The organism is Paenibacillus piri (assembly GCF_004354045.1).
GTDB lineage: Bacteria > Bacillota > Bacilli > Paenibacillales > NBRC-103111 > Paenibacillus_S > Paenibacillus_S piri.
Window position 1 is genome coordinate 143,850 of the sequence record NZ_SMRT01000010.1, and the last position, 19,044, is coordinate 162,893.

Consider the following 19,044-nt stretch of genomic DNA (forward strand, 5'->3'; position numbering starts at 1 on the left):
CGATTTATTTTTTGGGGATGGCAATAGCGGTCTATTCTTCAATTATGCTCTTTCCAGCTTAAAACGTTTCTCCATCTTCTTGCTTCTGCAACTTTTTCAATTCGTTCATTACGCCTATCTACCCTTTGGTGATAAGCATCTCGCTCCTCGGCACTCATTGCCTGTAGTTTTTGAAGATTACTCGTAATCTCAGTATCTCCCCCGGTACCAAGGAGATCACTTTGTTTTTGATTAGAGCCCCGCTCTATGCCATCTTCCCAGGCACTTTGGAGTTCAAAAGCAACTTTATCAGCAAGTTCTTCCGTCGGTAGCTCCATTAACGGGGTATCGAAGATGCCATCAACTACAAGAACAAGAAACTTGCCATCTCTTATTACCGATTTGTACAAAGTTCCAGCCCCCTTTTTGAATCATATTAGTACCTATCTTCCAACCAGCTTATTCTTCTGCCCTATTCCAATCTGCCGGAGGGGCAAAGTAAGCGTCATATTCTCGTAATGCTTCTTTACTCAACCCTTTTCGCCATTCCCATAAATACATAAGATAAGTTTCTCCTGTTCCCATCCTCCAAAACATGCTGTAGGGATGGTGCTCAGGATAGACCAACCATTGTGGCAAAAAGAACTCTGGCGAATAGCCCTCCTGTTCGCTGCGAACTTCCATCAAAGTTTGGCCGAGCATGTTACGTCCGGTTCCATCCCCGTTGTCACCCCAGAAAGAATCATTGGAAGTATGCTCAACCAAAATACAATTGCCCGTAGACATCAAGATTTGTTTAACTTCCTGATGTTGTTGAACCTTAGCTCGAACAGCTTCTTTTATTATACTGACCTTGCAATCTTCCCAGTCCCTTCTAAGCGGGCGTGTTCGGTCTCTGCCCAATCTTGCTGCTTCCATAGCGGTCGGTGCTAATCGAATGAATTCTTCATGTTCTGTTCCTACAAACTTCATGGCTTGAAAATAATGCTCGGACGTTGGCCACACTTTCTCTTCTATTTCAATTGGAAGTCGGGCGAAATTGGAAAAGCAGCCATAAGGCTTGTTGGTTTCGTAAAACCTTATGATCCGTTCCTCCGGCTTTATCTGCAGCAGCTCACGCCTGCGTTCTGCGATTACCCTCTCCCAATGATTTTTTAACTCTTCAGGAATATGATCCATACTTTTCACCTCTCTGGGTTGACCTCTAGTTCCATTATCGATTTATAAAACTGTTCCGGGTCCGCATGACTTGGAAGTCCTGAGACCTGCCCATCTCCTATCTCAATAACCGTCCATTCTCCGCTTATGGTTTTGGCAATATCCATCGTAAAAAACTGACTAGCCACGCCCTTTGCTAATTCTATAAACGAGTCGAGATTAGGAGCTTCTTGTTGATAAACCACCTCATCCCAATACCCCATAGACTGAATCAGCGTGTGTTGGAGGAAAAATAGCCGGTGCTCATTCGATAAAGGCATACCGCTTTTAGGATGATTGGCGAGCTGCTCCAGTTGAATAAACTCACGAATCACAATACCGCCATTAAGCTCCGAGCCTTGGCGATCAATGAAGTTTCGAAAAACCGTTTGGGCTCTTTGCTGATCGGAAGCATCTGGTATATAGCAAGCTTCTTCCCATTCATGCTTTCTGGACTTTACGTAATCCTTAACCATAACCGGTTTGTTTTTGAATATGCGCATCTTCTCTAACAGAACATCGAAATCATTTGAAAGCTCTTCAATTCCGAGCCAAATACTCTGTGGGGTTGCTTTTTTAATAGCTTCATAAGAATAAGGAAAATAGTGCCCAATTGTATATTCCATAGGAGAACTGATCAGGACGGCATTTTTCTGCTGCAGTGCGTAATATAACTTTTCGTAATCATTAGGCTTTAGCATCCATCCCCTATAGATAAACCTCTCCTGGACTTCAAATGTTGGGATCCGCTTAACTGCCTTGGTTAAGTCCCCATCCAAAACGGACTCCAGTGAAACCAAATGGACATCCATCCCTAGCTTTCGGGCACATTTGTATTCCTGTTCATATTCCTGATCAACAACCTTGCTATCCAAGGGATCAGAACAAAATAGGATCTTCATACGGAGTCCTCCATAAATAAAGTTAACCAAATCGTACCATATCTTGGCAGCTGCTTGGAGTGAGAAAATAATCATTCAAGCACAATCACCTTTTTAATTTCTGAGAAACATATTTTGATCGACAGCGTTTATATATACAGAAACTAACAAATTCAGATGAGGTGAGAGTATGAAGAAATTAGACGGCCTCTAGCTTCCCCCTAAGGAGGTTAGAGAGCCCAATGAGTAATAGCGTAAAAAAATCACCCGTATCGACAGACCACCGGACACCAGGTACCCGTTGGAGCAAACGGCAGGCAAGCAAAACCGTTCGTCGCTTTACGGGTGACGTTCAAAACGGAAAATGGTACCGAAAGCTGTTCTGTTCCTGGAATATTTGCGACTACCGTTTTTACAAAACAAAGCAGCAAGCGATACATGAATGGAAAACATCCCGATGGCTGAGGAACCGATTATTGACTCAGGAAGAAGTTATAAAAGATTGGGAAAAGTTCTATAGAAGAAAATAAGCTCAAGCGTCGGTCAGGGAAGCCCGGCGCTTGAGCATTTATAAGCGATTGTTGCTGCCACTCGTTACTATATCCCTTCGAATTAAATACCGAAAAACTCCGCCGCTGTCTCCGTTGTTGCCTTAGCGACCTCTTCTAAAGGTCTTCCGATACATCGTGCTACGGCTTGCAGGATATGTGGCAGGAATGCAGGCTCGTTCCGTCCATCCGTTGGCTTTTCTTTTAAGTCCCGTGGAGTCAAGAACGGTGCATCAGTCTCGATCATAAGCCGATTGGGCGGAATCATTCGTACAAGTTCCCTCAGATGCTTGCCTCTTCGTTCATCGCAAATCCAGCCGGTGATTCCTATATAAAAGCCCATTTCAAGGTATACCTTAAGCTCAGACTGAGTTCCTGTAAAACAATGGACCACCGCTTTTTGAACCGAATGTTCCTTAAGAATCGCAATAAAATCTGAAAATGCCTCCCGCTCATGTAGAAATAGCGGCATGTTTAACTCAAGAGCCAAACGAATTTGCTCGGTGAACCATTTACGCTGGACATCCCGCGGCGAGAAATCCCGGTTATAGTCTAGACCGCATTCCCCAATGGCTACCACTTGCGGCAGTGCCGCTAGTTCTTTTAGCTTCGTGATCGTCTCTCCATTGCAATTCTTCGCATCATGGGGATGGACTCCCGCAGTAGAGTACAGCTTCCCCTCGTAACGTATGGCATAGCGGGCCGCTTCTATGCTGTTCCTCTGGCTCGTTCCTGTAATGATAAGGGGTGAAATGTGGTTTGCCATCGCTCTTTCAACGACCTGCTCGCGATCTTGGTGAAAGGAACGATGCATCAGATTGACGCCAATATCAACGATTGGATGATTCATGATTCGAGTGCTCCTTTTCCCTAGTCTCCATCACCGAGCAGCTTTCAGTCGGCACACGGTCAGCTAACCATACTTCGTTACCCGCGTAATAGAACGTGACTCCCAGTTGCTTCGCACTCATCGTGTCGATCTTAAGAATCACTAGCTCACCTCTACGACTTCCCGCGAGCGTTGCAAAATGGGGGCCTTCCGACAAATGAACATACTGCCGGCTCATCGGACTTAGGCCCTCCTTCAAGATCGATGGGAGAGCTTTCTTGTTCGTCCCATGGTAGAGAATAGCCGGAGGATCAGCCGGAGCATATTGAACTTTATCATGGCTGTGGCCGTACCTTGCTCTTATACGGAATCCTTCGATTTCAAAACGCTGCTTATCCGAATTGCGTACAACTTGCTCTATATCTTCCTGTCTCACCAACGCCCATTTCGGCTGGGCTTGAATGGCCTCCAGTAAAGTGCTTAACGTACACGAACCGTCCACTGGATCTAGGACAATACCAAAATCCTCGGGAGTGTGCCGAAGAATCTTCGTCATCATTTTACTTAAGCTTTTTTCCATTGCTTCATTTAACATCGCTTCCACTTCACTTCCTAATTGCTCTCATTAATCGCATTATAACCTTTTCAAATGCTCGGGGGACGGGAATATTTGGTTAAATCCAAACGTTCCGAGATTTCCATGTAAAAAAAGATGCCCGAATCAACTGAATGATTCTGACATCCTAAGATTATAGACGCGGATCGATCTCCCGCTCTTGCGCAACTTCAAACAGCAAATTGGCCGCGATCTCTTTATATGCCTCATGCTCAGGCGCAATCTCTTCAAATGGTACCGCCAGCATTCGCATCCCAAGCTGATACTCATTAAGCGAGGTGCGAAGCTTTTGATTCACATTCTTTTGCTTGAGCAGCTTGCGGTATTTATGCGGGAACTTGTAATCATACCCGTAAATGATGGATAAATACTCGGGATTCCGCACCTTCATATAAGGAACCGTATTTCCATCCCACAGCTCGGGTTTGATCACAATGCCCTCCATATGGTTCTCCATCGTAAGCTTGGAAAAGTAACGCTCAGCATTCTCCAGGCAGTCCGGCTCGGCCAAGTCTAGCGTGAGCGCCTCGTCCTTCGACAGAAAACCGTACATCTCGGAGGTCTTCCATTCCGGGATTTCTTCCTTACCGTCTTCATAAACAATCTTCAGAACAGCAAACGGCTTATACTCCATGGCTTCGTCTTCCGCATACAGCTCCAGCTGCCTTCTGTACATCTGATAAGCCTCTACGTGCTCAGTTAGCGGGACATAAGTATCCCTGATTTCATGGACGTACTTGTAGTTTTGGTACACACTAGGGCCATACTTTTCGCTTAAAGCAGACTTCGCAATATGATGCTGATCTTTCTCAAACCCGCTCGCTTCATATTCGGCGATGAGCTTGCTAAAGGCTTCCTCAAAACCGTTTTGCTGAAGGTACGTCAGCTCTGTCTCCAACGCTTTTTCAATAGGCTTGAACTGCCTTTCGATCAGCCCCTCGCCCAGCGCCTTCCACGGGAGAAGCTCTCCATCCAGAATCAGCATGGCAATTTTCCGCTGTTCCATAAAACCGCCGAATTTCTGCAGTAGCTTGCCATAAACCTCCGTTAAATCCACATGATTAATCTTGTAACCGTTCCGGCTGACCGCAAAGCACTGCTCCAGATCTTTATACAAATAAACGTTGCATCTCGAGCCCATATATTTGGGCTGCAGGACGACTTGCTGAACGCCGAGTCCCCTGAAATAATCGAGACCGCACTTCAACGACTCCAGTTCATTCGTCTCGTCATTCTTGTCCGCCGGAGACATCGTACCTGAGATGAAGTTGATTCTATTTCGCGAGCAATAGTGGAGCCTGCGAATGTCATCCTCGCCAAGGTCTTGAACGGAAACCTTTCGTTCCACCTTGAATAAGGTTTGCAGTTCCTAGGTAATCATCGCTTGGCGGGACTTCCGGGACTTCATAAACGGTTTATACGAGATACTGACGGAGGTCAACAGGTTGCCGTGTACGCTGCCGGTGTCGATATGAATCTTATTACCGATTCGGAAAGACTGCTTGGCCGCGACGTGCCCGAACACGTGGTACGGATGATTTTTGGCCGATTCCTCCTGCAGAAAAGCAAGCTGCCCCTCAAGAGGCACTTCCCGGTCGATCCGGAAATTCCTTTAATGCCGTATGGAATTCGTATCCAGCTTGCCGATGTATTTATTCCGGCACGGGGCATGAGTGACATAGAAGGACGGCCCCCTTGTACCCACATACCGATAAAATGGCTTCGAAATCGAGACCAGGTGCTGAAATTTACCTAGCAGTTCCGGGTCATTCATTAATGCTTGTGTCGAGTCAAAATACGTGTGGAGCAGTTCTTGGTCAACGCCTTTAATTTCACCCTTATATATACTTGTCGACGAAATTTTCATGATTCCCAAGCACGAAGTAAAAGTGCTCCTTATTATCATATAGAAACTCAACGACGTCCTTCGTTTGTTTGCCCTTGTCAATCCAGTCACCAACCAAAACCAGCTTGGTTTGCTTCAACTTATCGGTCACTACCAGCTTGCCCGCTTCGATCTTGTATCCGTGATCGAGCAGCAGCCCCTTCAAATCGTCCACACATTCATGAACGTCGCCAATGATGATGTACTGCTGTTCTTGTGGAAGAATGGTCACCAAGTATGTATCCAAATCCTCAACGATGATTTGGTATTCCGGATTCGCCCTTCCCTCTTCGGCCACATAAAAGTCTTTAGCACGTACTTTATGAATCTTACCGTATCCCTCGCGGGGCAGCGAACCGAGAACCTCTTTTTTCAGCCGGTTAATGTGGTTCGTGATCAGCTTCTTCGAACGCTCCGACGCATAGTAATCCTCCCGCTTCCGGTAATCGAAGACGATGACTTCGAGGTTGTAGTTGTTTTGAAACGCAATCTCCTTCACCTTGGTCCGAAAATCCTCAGACAACCCGGAAGATAACGTCCAATTGCTGACTTTCTTGCCACCTAACTGCCTATTAGGGACTTAAAATTTTTTCTCAATATTTGATTTACAGACTCTGTGTTAACACCTTTTATTTTTGAAAGGTAGCATCCCCACAACACTTAACAACAATCTTTACATATTCTTAATGGCGGAAAAATACTCGGTTAATAATTCGTGATTATAATCAGGAATGAGCAATATAAAGCAAAAAAAAATAATTATTCGCAGAATTGAACATTGAGCTATGTGAAAGGAGGAAGTCTTTGTTAGCGGTCGAGAGAAAAATGCGGATGGTAGAATTTGTCAGACAGAACCGAACTGCGACGATCGCCGCACTAGCCAAGGAATTTCATGTGCACGAAGCGACGATCCGGCGGGATCTGACGGAAATTGAACAAAATGGCTTACTGAAAAGAACACACGGTGGAGTCGTCATGATGGAGCAATGTAACCTTGACGAACCCCCTTTTATGGAAAGGTCCACCCAGCACTTGGACCAAAAAATGAGAATCGGAAAAATGGCTGCTAGCCTGGTTCAGGATGGAGAAAGCATAATTATCGATTCGGGGACGACTACTCTGCACATCGCTAGAAACCTTATAAACCGCACCAATATTACGGTAGTGACGAACGATATGAATGTCGCTGCAGAACTGCGCGATGCACCGCGAATTCAAGTTATTTTGACCGGCGGCGAGCTGTCCGGTTATTTTCTGAACGGCATGTTCACGGATCATGCATTGAGATCGTTGCATGTAGATAAGGCGTTTATCAGTCCCAACGCTTTGCACCCTCAACACGGCTTAATGCATCCGGAAGCATGGGTGGTACCGGCCAAGCAAGCGATGATTCAGGCGGCTCGGGAAATGATTGTGGTTGCGGACAGCAGCAAAATCGGAAAGCTTTCCCTTCATTTGATGGCCCCAATTAGTTCGATCCACGCGCTGGTCACAGGGAAAGAAGCATCGGAATATGACCTCAAGCCGTTTCAAGACAACGGTATCACGGTTTATTCGGTTTAAGAACCATGTGGGTTGTATGGCAGTGCTACAAACATTAACTATTCAAAAATAATAGTTATCAAGGAGAGTTATCATGTTAAAAAAGTATTTTAATTTAGTACTAGGATTCGTCGCTCTAACATTAGTTTTGGTTGCATGCAATTCATTGGGATCTAGCAAATCTTCTGAAGCTAGCGGCCCTTCTAAGAAGGATCCAACCGTTATTGAATATTGGTATCCAAACGCAGAAACACAAGGCGGAAAAACAGTTGTTGAATTGATTAACAAGTTTAACGCATCACAAGGTAAAGTTGTGGTTAAGGGCGTATACAACGCAGGGATGTACCAAGGTCTAATGAAAAACTTACAATCTGCAGTTGCTGCAGGTCAGTCTCCAGCTTTAGTACAAATTGGTTGGTCGTATAGAGAATATTTTTCTAATAATTTTAAATATGTAGAGCCTCAAACAATTATCGATAAATATTATCCGAATGATAAAAACTTTTTAAAAGAAAAATACCTAAGTAATATTTTAGATTTAGCGGTTAACAACAAAGGATCACAAGTAGGATTGCCATATTCACTAAGTGTTCCAGTTCTTTATTTAAACATGGATATTTTAAATAAAGCAGGTATCAATCCAGATGATTTGAAAACATGGGAAGCTGTTGCAAAGGCTTCAGAAAAAATAACTCAGGTTACTGGAAAAAAAGGGCTATATATTGCTGAGGCAGCAGATACTTGGAACGTTCAACAAATGATGGAAAGTAACGGTGCGAAAACCCTTACTAACGGTAAAGCGTCATTTGATAGTAAAGAGGGAATCGCAACATACAAATTCTATCAAGATTTAGTTAAAGGCGGCAGTGCATTACACATTGGTATTGACCAAGGTCAACAGGCATTTGTTTCTGGAGATGTAGGTATGGCTCATTTGACAATTGGTCAAAGAAAAAATATTACCCAAAATAGCAAATTTAAAGCAATTGCAGTTCCATCCCCTACATTTGAAGGCAAGGAATTAAAAGTGCCAGCAGGGGGATCATTGTTGGCAATTACGGCTGATAAAGCAGAAGAGCAAAAAGCAGCATGGGAATTTGAGAAATTCTTATATGAATCAGATAGTGTAGCTGCTTGGACACAAGGTACAGGATATCTTCCTGAAACAACCGATGCAACGAATAATAAAGATCTTGCAACGTTAATTGAAGAAGATAATATGATGGGCGCAGCATATTCAACATTGAAAAATCTTATTTCTTGGGCACCGTTCCCTGGAAACTCAGGTCTTCAAGCAGAGCAAATGCTGCTTGATATGAGAGATCGTATTTTAGGTGGCGGAGATGTAAGTACGGAACTGAAAAAAACTCAAGATGCTATCAATGGATTAATAAAATAGGTTCATGAATGTAAATAGGAAAATAGGTTACAACCAGATAATCTATTTTCCTATTTTAAACGTTGTGCATAATATTGGAGGACAATATGTTAGTTTATTTTAAGAAGATACAATGGAAAACAATACTTCTTTTATCACCTTCAATAGTGATTCTTAGCCTATTTGTACTTTGGCCGACTATATACACACTGTACTTAAGTTTCTTTGATTGGAATATGATAGCACCTACTAAGAACTTTGTTGGGTTAGCCAATTATACTGATGTTTTAACGAACCCCAATACCTATAAAGTATTGGTGAATACTTTTTGGTATATTGTTATTTTGTTAATTTTAAATTTTGTTGTGCCTTACATTTTTGCTTTCGTACTTCATTTATTAATACGAAACTTTAAAAATTTCTTTAAGTCAGCATTTTTCCTTCCATCTTTTATATCATTAGTGGTGGGATCAATTTTGGCAACATGGATACTAAATCCTATTTCCGGGCCATTAGCACGAATTGCTCAATCTATCGGTTTGTCAATACCAAATTGGAGCCAGACGCAAGGTTTAGTTATTGTCGTAATTAGCTTAGTTGTGACCTGGAAAGTATTTGGATATAATTTTATAACCTTATATGCAGCGATATCAGGTATTTCAAATGAAGTTATCGAAGCGGCAAAGCTTGATAATATTCCAAGCTGGAGAATCTTAAAAGATATTGTAATGCCAATGAGCAGTTCAACAGGTGTGTATATCCTCATTATGACGATCGTCACAGGTTTACAGTATGTTTATTCGCCAGTAAAAGTAATAACTCAGGGGGGCCCTGATTCGGCAAGTTCAAACTTGATTTATCAGTCGTATCATCTGGCATTTGATATTTATAGCACTGGGACTTCTGCAGCATTTTCAATTCTAACATTAGGTTTGTTTGTGCTGCTTCTATTTTTAGAGTTTTGGTTTGTAGAAAGAAGGGTCCACTATGAAAATTGAGGGTAGATTATCTTCAGTTATTTGGAAATGGTTATTTATAGTAGTTGTTATTATTTGGATTATGCCAATTATATTTGCATTGGGAACATCGTTTAGAACATTACAGGATGTATATAATAATGTGCTGGCTATATTTCCCACTTCACTAACTTTTGAAAACTACAGTCAATTATATGAGCAATTACCGTTGTTCAAAATTATCATGAATAACTTTACCATTGCGACAACTGTGACGATTTTAAAATTAGTAACATCGTTCTTAGCAGCCTATGCTTTTGTTTACTTTAGTTTTAATACAAAGAAACCTCTGTATTTTATATTAATTACAACGATTTTTATTCCATTTACTGTAACGATGGTTCCAAACTATTTAATGCTCTCTAAAGTTGGATTAACGGATAATACCTTAGGTGTTATTTTGCCTCAAATTGCAGATGCAGCGGGGATTTTTTTGTTAACTCAAGTTATGAGATCTATTCCTTATTCATTAATAGAATCTGCAAAGCTTGATGAGATTAGTAATTATAGAATTATGAAAGATATTGTTTTACCTCTAATACAACCACAAATGACATCAGTAGGAATTTGGTTTTTCGTAAATTCTTGGAATGAATTTGTATGGCCTTCATTGATTTTAAAATCAAAAGAAACTTATACTTTGCCATTAGCACTACAGATGTATATAAGCTCAGAAGGTGGCACGAATTTTGCGGTAGCCATGGCTGTGTCAGTGATTACAATGTCAATTCCACTATTACTTTATCTGATTTTCCAAAAATACATTATTGGAACATTTACTTCATCGGGAATAAAATAGGAGGAATAAATAGTGGCAAATATTAGGTTTGAAAATGTAAGAAAATTATACGGAGATCATGTAATTATTGACAATTTGAATTTTGAAATTCATTCGGGTGAACGTTTAGTGCTGTTAGGTCCGTCAGGTTGTGGAAAATCAACAATTTTAAGAATGATTGCTGGTCTAGAAAATGTTACTGAAGGTCATCTTTACATGAGAAATGAGCGGGTAAATGATATTCCACCTGGTAAACGTAATGTTGGAATGGTTTTTCAAAATTACGCACTATATCCTCATATGACTGTTAAAGAAAATATTACGTATGGTCTTAAAGTAAAGAAAGTACCCACAAATGAAATTGAAAAAAGACTGGATGCAGCAGCTGATTTTCTTCAATTAAAACCGTATTATGACAGAAAGCCAAGTGAACTTTCTGGTGGTCAAAGACAAAGGGTTGCCTTGGCAAGATCTACTGTAAAGAATAGTGATTATTTTTTACTAGATGAACCACTTTCTAACTTAGATGCCCAATTGAGAATTTCAGCTCGGACAGCACTTATGGATATTCATAATCAATATAAACAAACAATGGTTTATGTTACACATGATCAAATTGAGGCGATGACGTTTGGTACCAGAATTGCCTTATTAAATAAAGGGGTATTACAAATGCTTGATACTCCAGAAAATGTTTACCATCGTCCTGCTAATATATTCACTGCTAAATTTATTGGAAATCCACCTGCGAATATTTTAGAAAATGTAGAATATACAAATGGAATTCTACAAATTGGAAAGCAGTCTATACAGCTAAGTGATTATTGGAAGAATTATGTTGAAAAAAGGGATCGCAATCAATTAGTTTTAGGCATCCGACCTGAACATCTTCAATTATCAAAAACACCTATCGAAGGAAGTATACGTGCAAAAGTAAAACATTCAGAAAACCAAGGAAGTAATTTTGCAATTCATTTAGATGTAGAAGGTGTAAATGCGATTGCGATAGAGGCCTCTAATGTTTTTAAAGACGGTGAAGAAGTGTTCGTAAATATAACGATGGATCAAATTCATTTCTTCGACAAAGAAACAGAAAACAATATTGGTTATCCGGAAAATATCATTTTGAAAAAATCCCAGTTATCAAATAGGAGGACAAACCCATGAATCAAATATCATTTATTCAATTATCCGATACTCATTTAAGAAATAACTATATCAATGATCCACTGGAAGAAGTTTTTAAGGAAGTTAAAAATCCAGCAGAAAATTTAGTAGATGTACTAAAAAATATTGATTTTGGAGAAATAGATTTTATTACAATAACGGGTGATCTTGTACATGATGGAAGTGCGGAAGACTATAAAAACTTAAAATTGTTAGTGGAAGGCAATATTCCGCCTGGTTTTCCAGTCTATTATTGTTTGGGGAATCATGATGATAAAAAAAGCTTCTATCAAGGCTTTTATCAAATCGAAAATAAATCAACTTCATTAGATTATGTGGAAGAGATTAACGGATATCGACTAATTTTCTTAGATACATCCGTTGAAGATTTACATGAGGGATATTTATCAGATGCACAGTTAGACTGGCTAGAGGCCATATTAAAAGAAAAATCAGAAGCTGGATCACTATTATTTATGCATCACCCATTAGTCTGGAATGGTGATAAAACAACAGAAGTGTCTGATAGATTAATTGATATTCTTATAAAGAGTGACATTATTAGCATTCATAGTGGACATCTCCATACCTCAGGCATCAATCATATAGGGAATATACCGCAATTTTCAATTGAAAGTCTTGCATTTGGTGTGCAGCATTCAAAAGAAATGGTGTATTATTCAAACCGAAATTCTTACAATTATTATTCAATTCGTGACCGAGAAATTTTTTCAAATACGATTTATGTAAATCCTAAAGAGAAAGTGATTTGGGCTCTAACTCATGAAGAAAATGAAAGACTTACCATTGAACATTATGGACACTAATCATTAATTTATTGCAGGTAAAACGACGATGATTCGGCGGTTCAAGTGCTGGGTTCAAGTGCTGGATCCGACGAAGTACAAGGTGCTTTACTTGTCGGACTCCAAGCTGACGCCGCGCCATTTCTACAAGGGATTGCTGGAGCAGCTCGGCTGCGAATCCAAGTTTTATCGCGGTGACGCTAAACGCCAACTGCATCGCGAAATCGAGCTCATGCGCGGCATTCATCGGCTTCAGCCGGTTGTCGTTGTCGACGAAGCGCATCTGCTGGATCGTGAAATGCTGGAGGAAATTCGTTTCCTGCTCAACTTCAAGATGGATGCACAAAGCCTCGTTCCGCCGAGTATGGGTTCAAGATATCAAGAAAAATTGAATGAAATCATACTTTACACAAAACAATCCGAACTTTATGTTAAGATTTTGCTAAGGAATTGTACGAGGAGGGGGAATTATATGGAACGAACGGAAGTCTCCTTTGATATTGAGACCATACCGCTAACCATTAGGCAGTATATAAAAGGGGCAACAATTTATGATAGTAGTTGTTCCGAAAATGCAAAGACACTTTTTGTTTCGGGTGAAGAACGTGCTTTTCTAAAGATAAGCAAAAGAGGTTCGCTTGAACGTGAATACAAAATGACAAAATTTTTACATAAACATAACGTCGCACCGAATGCCATAGCCTATGAATCAGGATTAGATTATGACTATTTATTTACAGAAGCAGTAAGTGGTGAAAATGGAACGGCAGTGCCACACATTGAGAATCCTAGTAAATTAGCATGTGTATTTGGCGAATATCTAAAAATGTTGCACTCACTACCTACAGAGGGCTGTCCATATGGCAATAGAACTAATGAATTGTTGAATGAAGCACATATTAAGGGGATAGACCTTAGTATTATGAATGAGTACAACTATTCAGCTATTGACAATGTGATAATACATGGTGATTACTGCTTACCTAATATCTTAATGGATAACTTTTCATTCAAAGGTTTTATTGATTTAGGATATGGTGGAGTAGGCGACAGACATTACGATATCTATTGGGGAATATGGACACTAAATTATAATTTGAAGACTGATAAATACAAAGATATATTTTTAGATGCTTATGGAAGAAATGATATTAACGATGACGGACTGAATTATTTTACAAAACTGATTAAGTTGACGGATTAAAATCATTCATTCAACAAAAAAGAGGGGTTCGCCGCCCCTCTTTGCTATTTTCGCCAATACATCTCCGATTTAATTGTCCTTCCGCACTAACAGTGAACAGCACTCCACATGTGTCGTATGCGGAAACATATCCACCGGCTGAACCGTGACGGTGGTGTAGCCGCCGTCCTCGAGGACGCGGAGATCGCGGGCTAGTGTCGATGGGTTGCACGACACGTAGACGACGCGATCGGGGCGCATCTCGAGGATGGTCTCGAGCAGCGCCGCGTCGCAGCCTTTGCGCGGCGGGTCGACGACGATGACGTCGGGCGACACGCCTTCGGCTTGCCAGTGCGGGAGGACGACTTCGGCTGCGCCGACAGCGAATTCGGCGTTGTGGATGTTATTCAATAATGCATTGCGCTTAGAGTCCTCAACGTCCAAATCCAAGTCCAAAACGACTGAAACCTCGATTTTGTCCCTGGGCTATTTCTAAAGTCGTTGCCGTCCGCCGTGAACGTCATAAACCGCGCAATGTGTTGAATACAAAGGAGGGTGATTGGTACGTTTCTGAGGTGCCTTGCAGCATGCCTTCGATCTGGTCCGGAATCATTTATTCGGACAGTTGGATGAAGACATCGCGAAATCTGCAATAACCATCGAAGAACGGCCGGATTACCTTGAGATGTTCTACACAACCGTTAATTAGATCAGGTTAATCTGCCATGAAATTCCGTAACGGTCATTCAGCCAACCGAATTTTTTACTGAACCCATAATTGCCCAATGGCATCAGAGCTTGTCTATCTTCTTTAAGTTTCTCATAGAGCGCCTTGATTTCTTCCTCAGTACTGCAAGCAACATAGATTGAGAACGAAGGTGTAAAGGTAAATTTATGTTTGACATTACTGTCAATGCACATAAATTCTTGCCCTTTTAATGTAAAAGTAGCCTGCATCACGGTCCCTTCTTCTCCGGCTTCATTCGCTCCATACCGAACAATGCTTGTAATTTCAGAATCCTCGATGAGTAATGTGTAAAAGTTCATCGCTTCTTCTGCTTTGCCATCTTGAAACATTAAGAAAGGTATCACCTTATCCATAGTAAATCTTCCTCCTTTTATACTTCGATTCAAAATTGCATCGATTCCACAATTACACATGCTACTGAAGTCCATGCTGCACCCATGTCCGCAATGTTTGCAACAATCGCAACAAAAAAGTAGCTTCCTGTACAGGCCGAAAAGGCAGCCCATCCGCGCAGTTTGGCGGCTGCAAAATACCGAGCGTATATGAAGCTTGCAATGATCAAAGCCAAAAAACCAAGCTGGCCAAATATAAAGTGGAGCATACTGTGCCAGCTTATCGTCTCCGGATATACATCAGGTGTGCCAGGCGGAAATCCTAGCGACGGGTCGGTGACGAATATGCCGCCGCCGATCACGCAAACGCCATAGACGCCAATGAACAGCGCACCGCGCCTTCAGCGCTTGTCCCCCTTGACCGTCCGACGCAGCCCAATCGCGCCAATTACCACTAAGAAACCGGTCAAAATGAATTTGGTTATTTGGATCCATCCAAGATCGCCTGTGCTCATAAGGCTTAGTGGATGTCGGGTCATATCGAAGCCTTCTCGGGTCAAGATCTGGGCCAAGCCGACGATGATATAAATCGGCCCGGCAATGGCGGCGCACACAAGTAACCTTTTGTTCAGCGTCATTAGCTACATCTCCTCTTACACTCGACTACTGAAGCCGATTCAGGTTCCGATAGTTTTGCCGCAGTCGTATTTGAGTTGCCTTGTGATCCCGGACTTGTAGACCACGATTCCGTCAGAAAGTCGGCGAACCTTCAACTTTGCCGCATCTTTTTGCCCCTCGCGATCTCGGTTTCGAGTGCGCTGAGCTTCGGTTCCCAGAAGGAGCGAAAACGATTGAGCCAATCGTCGACCTCCTGCAGCGGCTGGGCGTCCAGCGAATAGATGCGGCGCTGCTCATCGACCTTTACGCGGGCGAACCCGTTGTCCCGCAGAACCCGAAGATGCTGCGAAACGGCGGCTTGGGTAATGCCGAACTCGTGCTGGATGACCTCGACAATATCGCCAGAACGTCGCTCGCTCTCAGCAAGCAGCACCAAGATGCGGCGCCGTACCGGATCGCCGAGAACGTCGAAGGCGTTCATTCCGCCTCCTGCGACCCGCTGCCAGTGTAGAAGACCGTAACCCGCTTCGCTGCCTCCTCAGCCTGGGACAAATTCTCTCCGGCTGCAACAGCCGCACGCCGCCATTCCTCGCTGCAGTCGGCCATGAAAGTCTTTCCTTCGCTGGAGGCGCTAAAAGCGTTTTCATCTATACGGTCCGTATCGCTCGCCGAGAGGTGGAACGCCAGCCCCACCAAGCTTAGATCCCAGCCGACACCAACCGCGCCAGGCCCATACGTTCTCCAGTGGTCGTCAATAGGGCTAATGTGAGACAACGTTAGGCGGGACCGGTCTTCCCCTTCAGCGGCTAAGCGCAGCTCGACCCAACTCATGCCACCTCCGAATTCCCAGGTCACGGAGAAAAAATGCGGTGGCACACATTCGGTAATTACGCCGCCCGCGTTATTCTGGATTTGATACCGGCCTCCGAGCTTCAATTCACCGCTAACAGGCGCAAACCAGCGAGGCAAGCGCTCCGGATTGGTCATCGCATCCCAAAGATCGTCCGGCGTCGTGTCGTAAGACCGCTCCAGCGTAACGTTGCGAGCAGGCTTTCCCTCTCGCTCGAGCTCCGACACCGTGCGGGTTACTTCTCCCAAACAAGATTCTAGATTGAACATATGACTCACCTCCATTCACAAATTAGCGTTATACAAGTTTAATGTTATACAAGTTTATTGTTATACAAGTTAACGCTTATATAAAGCGTAGCTTGTACTAAGGGTTTTGTCAAGGGATCAGCCTATGTGAAGTTGCATGGTCAACCGGCTTTTGATTAAGTATATTAAAAGAGAACGCCGCAGGAAGGCGCTCTCTAATATATCAAACAAAACTGGGGAAGAATTTGAGGTTAGAGGTTAGAACTCCACATCTGTGGTCTGTGGTAATATGCCGGGATTCAATATCTTTTACGATATCGTAGCAGTGTTCAGGGAACTGCCCGATGATCGATTACCGAATCGGGTAAAACGGCGGTATCAAGCAGCTATAGCCGATCAACAGTCTCTAAAACGATCGTTTTACGGACACCAAAAAGCCGGGGTCATTTATTAGGGTTCCCGGCCTCCAACATGTTCCAATATCCGTTCCATAATCAAAGTAACGTAAACTTGTCTGTTTGTGATACGATGGAAGTTAACCCATAGGGTAATAAATTGCATGATTAAAAAATGTACTTATTGCTGAGCATCCTTTCGATGCGTGTACGATAAAAATCCCTCAGCTTTACGGCCGGCCGAGGGATTCTAGCTTAATACACATATACGGTTGCTATTGTCTTCAGGCCATTATTGATTACCGTTAAGACGGTCACACCTTGTTTCAATCCGGTAATATTACCCATGGCATCGATGGTTGCGACCGACGGGTCGGCAGTAGAGTAGGTAACCAGCCCGGTAACCTTAGTTGTTTTGCCGTCCTTCGTTAATCTGAGGACTGTGTCCAAGGTAGAACCGGCACTCAGGCTGTAATCTTCGGAATCCAGTTTCAATTCGCTTCCGCTTCCGGTTGCTCCGCCGTAAACATAAACATTGGCCCTAGCTTGCGAACCGTTATAGGTAGCGGTCAGAACGGTTTGTCCGTACTTAAGGCCCGAAATATTGCCGGAGTTATCTACGGATGCAACGGAAGGGTCGGCAATTAAATAGGCACCGTATTGGGTGACATTGATCTTTTGATTTCCATAGACAGACGTAAGGATGGTATCCAGCGTTTGTCCGATGCTTAGGCTGTAATCTTCCGAATCGAGCTTCAGCCCGGTTTGCGGGGGTTTCGATTGTCCGGCCAGTTTCAACAGAGTGTCTGGAGAATACAGAATGGCTGCACCGCCATCCTTAGTCGGGACGGCCTTTGTCATATTGCTTACGGCTTTAGACCATTGCACCGAAGCAAGAGCATCCGTTTTGAACACTCGCTGGGATGTACCTATCAAGTAGCCTCCGTCAGTGGTATTCTCAAGTGAAATCGGTTTTCCGCTGCCGCCGCCAATCGTTTTCTTCCATTGCTCTTTACCGAGTGTATCGGTTTTCGTCAGTACGACATCGCCTGCAGTGAGAGTACCTGCGATTGCGTAACCGCCATCCGCTGTTTGGACTACATGACCTTCGTCGAATCCATATATCTTATTCCACTCAATTGCACCCGAAGCATTCAACTTCCAAATGGAAAAACTAGTGTCTTTCGAACCGCAGACAATATATCCGCCATCCGCTGTTTGCTGAACGGAACTTGCATAAACATTCGGACTACTCGGTCCGCCCCCGCCCAGCACGGTGGTCCATTCTGTTTTTCCGCTGCCGTCCCTTTTTTGCGCCGCTGTATGGAATGATCCGGCATTCAGACTCTCAGTAAATATCACATTTACAGAACCGCCGTCGTTCGTTTCCCGAATCATGTTAAAGTGACCGTAGGCGCCTGAATCAAAAACCTCTTTCAACTGTATTTCTCCGTACTTATCTGTTTTGACAATTACATAGTCATTATATCGAAAGTGAAAACCAGGGACTGTTCCTCCTAAGAGATAGCCCCCATCTCGTGTGTGCCAAAAGGCAGTAACGGTTGCCTTTTTTTCAGTTCCGGATGAATTTTTTGCGTTCAGTTGGAATGTTTTTGACCACTGCTCGTTTCCTTGTTCGTCGCTTCTAGCTAGATACACCTTATCTTCGTATGTAGTTCCCATCACAGTGTAGCCAATATCCTGAGTTGCTTGAACTTCAATGAGATTTATGCCTGGACCATAATTTTTTTCCCACTGAATCTCCGGTCCTTGCCTCTCAGAAGCTGCAAGTCCGGTATTCCCGCCCAATAAAAGGCTGAATGATAGGACACATGCAAGAATCAGTTTTCTGAGTACATCTCTTTTTTGCATCGAATCCCCATCTCCTTCTGCGAACATCCGTTTCTTCCATAAACCCTTTTTTCTCAATTGTTCTCCCTCCTCAATGAATGTAATAATTTGGAATACACTAAAGATATTCGCAGGGATGTTCGTTTTAAAGAACGTGGGGTAGAAAAAAATGGAAACCAGGGATGTATGTTCTATCT

The 19,044-nt window shown here is 42.9% G+C and carries 17 protein-coding genes and 4 pseudogenes; 9 read left to right on the forward strand and 12 right to left on the reverse strand.

Annotation, left to right across the window (positions count from 1 at the left end):
• Positions 1 to 38: 38 nt before the first annotated feature.
• Genes E1757_RS20375 through E1757_RS20385 form a run of 3 tightly spaced genes read right to left on the reverse strand, consistent with a single transcriptional unit; the run spans position 39 to position 2,078 of the window.
• Entirely contained in the window at positions 39 to 389 is a 351-nt protein-coding gene (locus tag E1757_RS20375) for a hypothetical protein (protein ID WP_133231515.1), read from the reverse strand.
• A 49-nt stretch (positions 390 to 438) separates the two neighbouring features.
• Positions 439 to 1,158, reverse strand: coding sequence for a riboflavin biosynthesis intermediates N-glycosidase (locus E1757_RS20380; RefSeq protein ID WP_133231517.1), 720 nt, complete (start codon positions 1,156 to 1,158; stop codon positions 439 to 441).
• Between the two features lie 5 nt (positions 1,159 to 1,163).
• Positions 1,164 to 2,078 carry an ATP-grasp domain-containing protein gene (locus E1757_RS20385; protein WP_133231519.1) on the reverse strand — a complete coding sequence of 305 codons (915 nt, stop codon included), beginning with the start codon at positions 2,076 to 2,078 and terminating at the stop codon, positions 1,164 to 1,166.
• A 221-nt stretch (positions 2,079 to 2,299) separates the two neighbouring features.
• On the opposite strand from E1757_RS20385, the gene E1757_RS20390 reads away from it, so the two are divergent.
• Positions 2,300 to 2,587: a hypothetical protein gene (locus tag E1757_RS20390; protein ID WP_133231521.1), complete on the forward strand. Its 288-nt coding sequence runs from the start codon at positions 2,300 to 2,302 to the stop codon at positions 2,585 to 2,587.
• An 82-nt stretch (positions 2,588 to 2,669) separates the two neighbouring features.
• On the opposite strand, the gene E1757_RS20395 is transcribed toward E1757_RS20390, so the two are convergent.
• The 3 genes and pseudogenes from E1757_RS20395 to E1757_RS20405 all read right to left on the reverse strand — a co-directional run.
• On the reverse strand, positions 2,670 to 3,455 hold the full coding sequence (locus E1757_RS20395; RefSeq protein ID WP_133231523.1) for a TatD family hydrolase: 786 nt from the start codon (positions 3,453 to 3,455) through the stop codon (positions 2,670 to 2,672).
• Positions 3,436 to 4,029, reverse strand: a complete 594-nt coding sequence (locus tag E1757_RS20400) for an RNA 2'-phosphotransferase (RefSeq protein WP_133231734.1) — start codon at positions 4,027 to 4,029, stop codon at positions 3,436 to 3,438. Before E1757_RS20400 ends, E1757_RS20395 begins: the two co-directional genes overlap by 20 nt.
• Before the next feature lie 154 nt (positions 4,030 to 4,183).
• Positions 4,184 to 6,467, reverse strand: a pseudogene (locus E1757_RS20405) (metallophosphoesterase); the annotation flags it as partial.
• 272 nt (positions 6,468 to 6,739) lie between these two features.
• On the opposite strand from E1757_RS20405, the gene E1757_RS20410 reads away from it, so the two are divergent.
• The 8 genes and pseudogenes from E1757_RS20410 (at position 6,740) to E1757_RS20445 (ending at position 13,826) form a co-directional block, all read left to right on the forward strand.
• Positions 6,740 to 7,498: a DeoR/GlpR family DNA-binding transcription regulator gene (locus E1757_RS20410; protein WP_133231525.1), complete on the forward strand. Its 759-nt coding sequence runs from the start codon at positions 6,740 to 6,742 to the stop codon at positions 7,496 to 7,498.
• A 73-nt stretch (positions 7,499 to 7,571) separates the two neighbouring features.
• Positions 7,572 to 8,876, forward strand: coding sequence for an ABC transporter substrate-binding protein (locus tag E1757_RS20415; RefSeq protein WP_133231527.1), 1,305 nt, complete (start codon positions 7,572 to 7,574; stop codon positions 8,874 to 8,876).
• An 86-nt stretch (positions 8,877 to 8,962) separates the two neighbouring features.
• The gene (locus E1757_RS20420) at positions 8,963 to 9,853 is read left to right on the forward strand and encodes a carbohydrate ABC transporter permease (RefSeq protein ID WP_133231529.1); all 891 of its coding nucleotides are present in this window, start codon (positions 8,963 to 8,965) and stop codon (positions 9,851 to 9,853) included.
• Complete coding sequence (locus E1757_RS20425) at positions 9,843 to 10,670, forward strand: carbohydrate ABC transporter permease (protein WP_133231531.1); 828 nt, start codon at positions 9,843 to 9,845, stop codon at positions 10,668 to 10,670. The genes E1757_RS20420 and E1757_RS20425 overlap by 11 nt, the downstream gene beginning before the upstream one ends.
• A 12-nt stretch (positions 10,671 to 10,682) precedes the next feature.
• Positions 10,683 to 11,816 carry an ABC transporter ATP-binding protein gene (locus E1757_RS20430; protein WP_133231533.1) on the forward strand — a complete coding sequence of 378 codons (1,134 nt, stop codon included), beginning with the start codon at positions 10,683 to 10,685 and terminating at the stop codon, positions 11,814 to 11,816.
• On the forward strand, positions 11,813 to 12,643 hold the full coding sequence (locus E1757_RS20435) for a metallophosphoesterase family protein (RefSeq protein WP_133231535.1): 831 nt from the start codon (positions 11,813 to 11,815) through the stop codon (positions 12,641 to 12,643). The genes E1757_RS20430 and E1757_RS20435 overlap by 4 nt, the downstream gene beginning before the upstream one ends.
• Positions 12,644 to 12,671: 28 nt before the next feature.
• A pseudogene (locus E1757_RS20440) lies at positions 12,672 to 12,914 on the forward strand (AAA family ATPase); the annotation flags it as partial.
• 180 nt (positions 12,915 to 13,094) lie between these two features.
• A complete protein-coding gene (locus tag E1757_RS20445) occupies positions 13,095 to 13,826 on the forward strand; it encodes an aminoglycoside 3'-phosphotransferase (protein ID WP_133231736.1) in 732 nt (243 codons plus the stop codon).
• 69 nt (positions 13,827 to 13,895) lie between these two features.
• On the opposite strand, the pseudogene E1757_RS20450 reads toward E1757_RS20445, so the two are convergent.
• From E1757_RS20450 to E1757_RS20480, 6 genes and pseudogenes are all read right to left on the reverse strand, one after another.
• Positions 13,896 to 14,243, reverse strand: a pseudogene (locus tag E1757_RS20450) (class I SAM-dependent RNA methyltransferase); the annotation flags it as partial.
• 267 nt (positions 14,244 to 14,510) lie between these two features.
• Complete coding sequence (locus E1757_RS20455) at positions 14,511 to 14,906, reverse strand: VOC family protein (protein WP_133231537.1); 396 nt, start codon at positions 14,904 to 14,906, stop codon at positions 14,511 to 14,513.
• A gap of 29 nt (positions 14,907 to 14,935) precedes the next feature.
• Positions 14,936 to 15,523 (reverse strand): annotated as a pseudogene (locus tag E1757_RS36560) (DUF998 domain-containing protein).
• A 131-nt stretch (positions 15,524 to 15,654) separates the two neighbouring features.
• The gene (locus E1757_RS20470; protein WP_133231541.1) at positions 15,655 to 15,984 is read right to left on the reverse strand and encodes an ArsR/SmtB family transcription factor; all 330 of its coding nucleotides are present in this window, start codon (positions 15,982 to 15,984) and stop codon (positions 15,655 to 15,657) included.
• On the reverse strand, positions 15,981 to 16,601 hold the full coding sequence (locus E1757_RS20475) for an SRPBCC family protein (RefSeq protein WP_220446513.1): 621 nt from the start codon (positions 16,599 to 16,601) through the stop codon (positions 15,981 to 15,983). The genes E1757_RS20470 and E1757_RS20475 overlap by 4 nt, the downstream gene beginning before the upstream one ends.
• Positions 16,602 to 17,251: 650 nt before the next feature.
• Positions 17,252 to 18,925, reverse strand: coding sequence for an Ig-like domain-containing protein (locus tag E1757_RS20480; protein WP_133231545.1), 1,674 nt, complete (start codon positions 18,923 to 18,925; stop codon positions 17,252 to 17,254).
• Positions 18,926 to 19,044 lie beyond the last annotated feature (119 nt).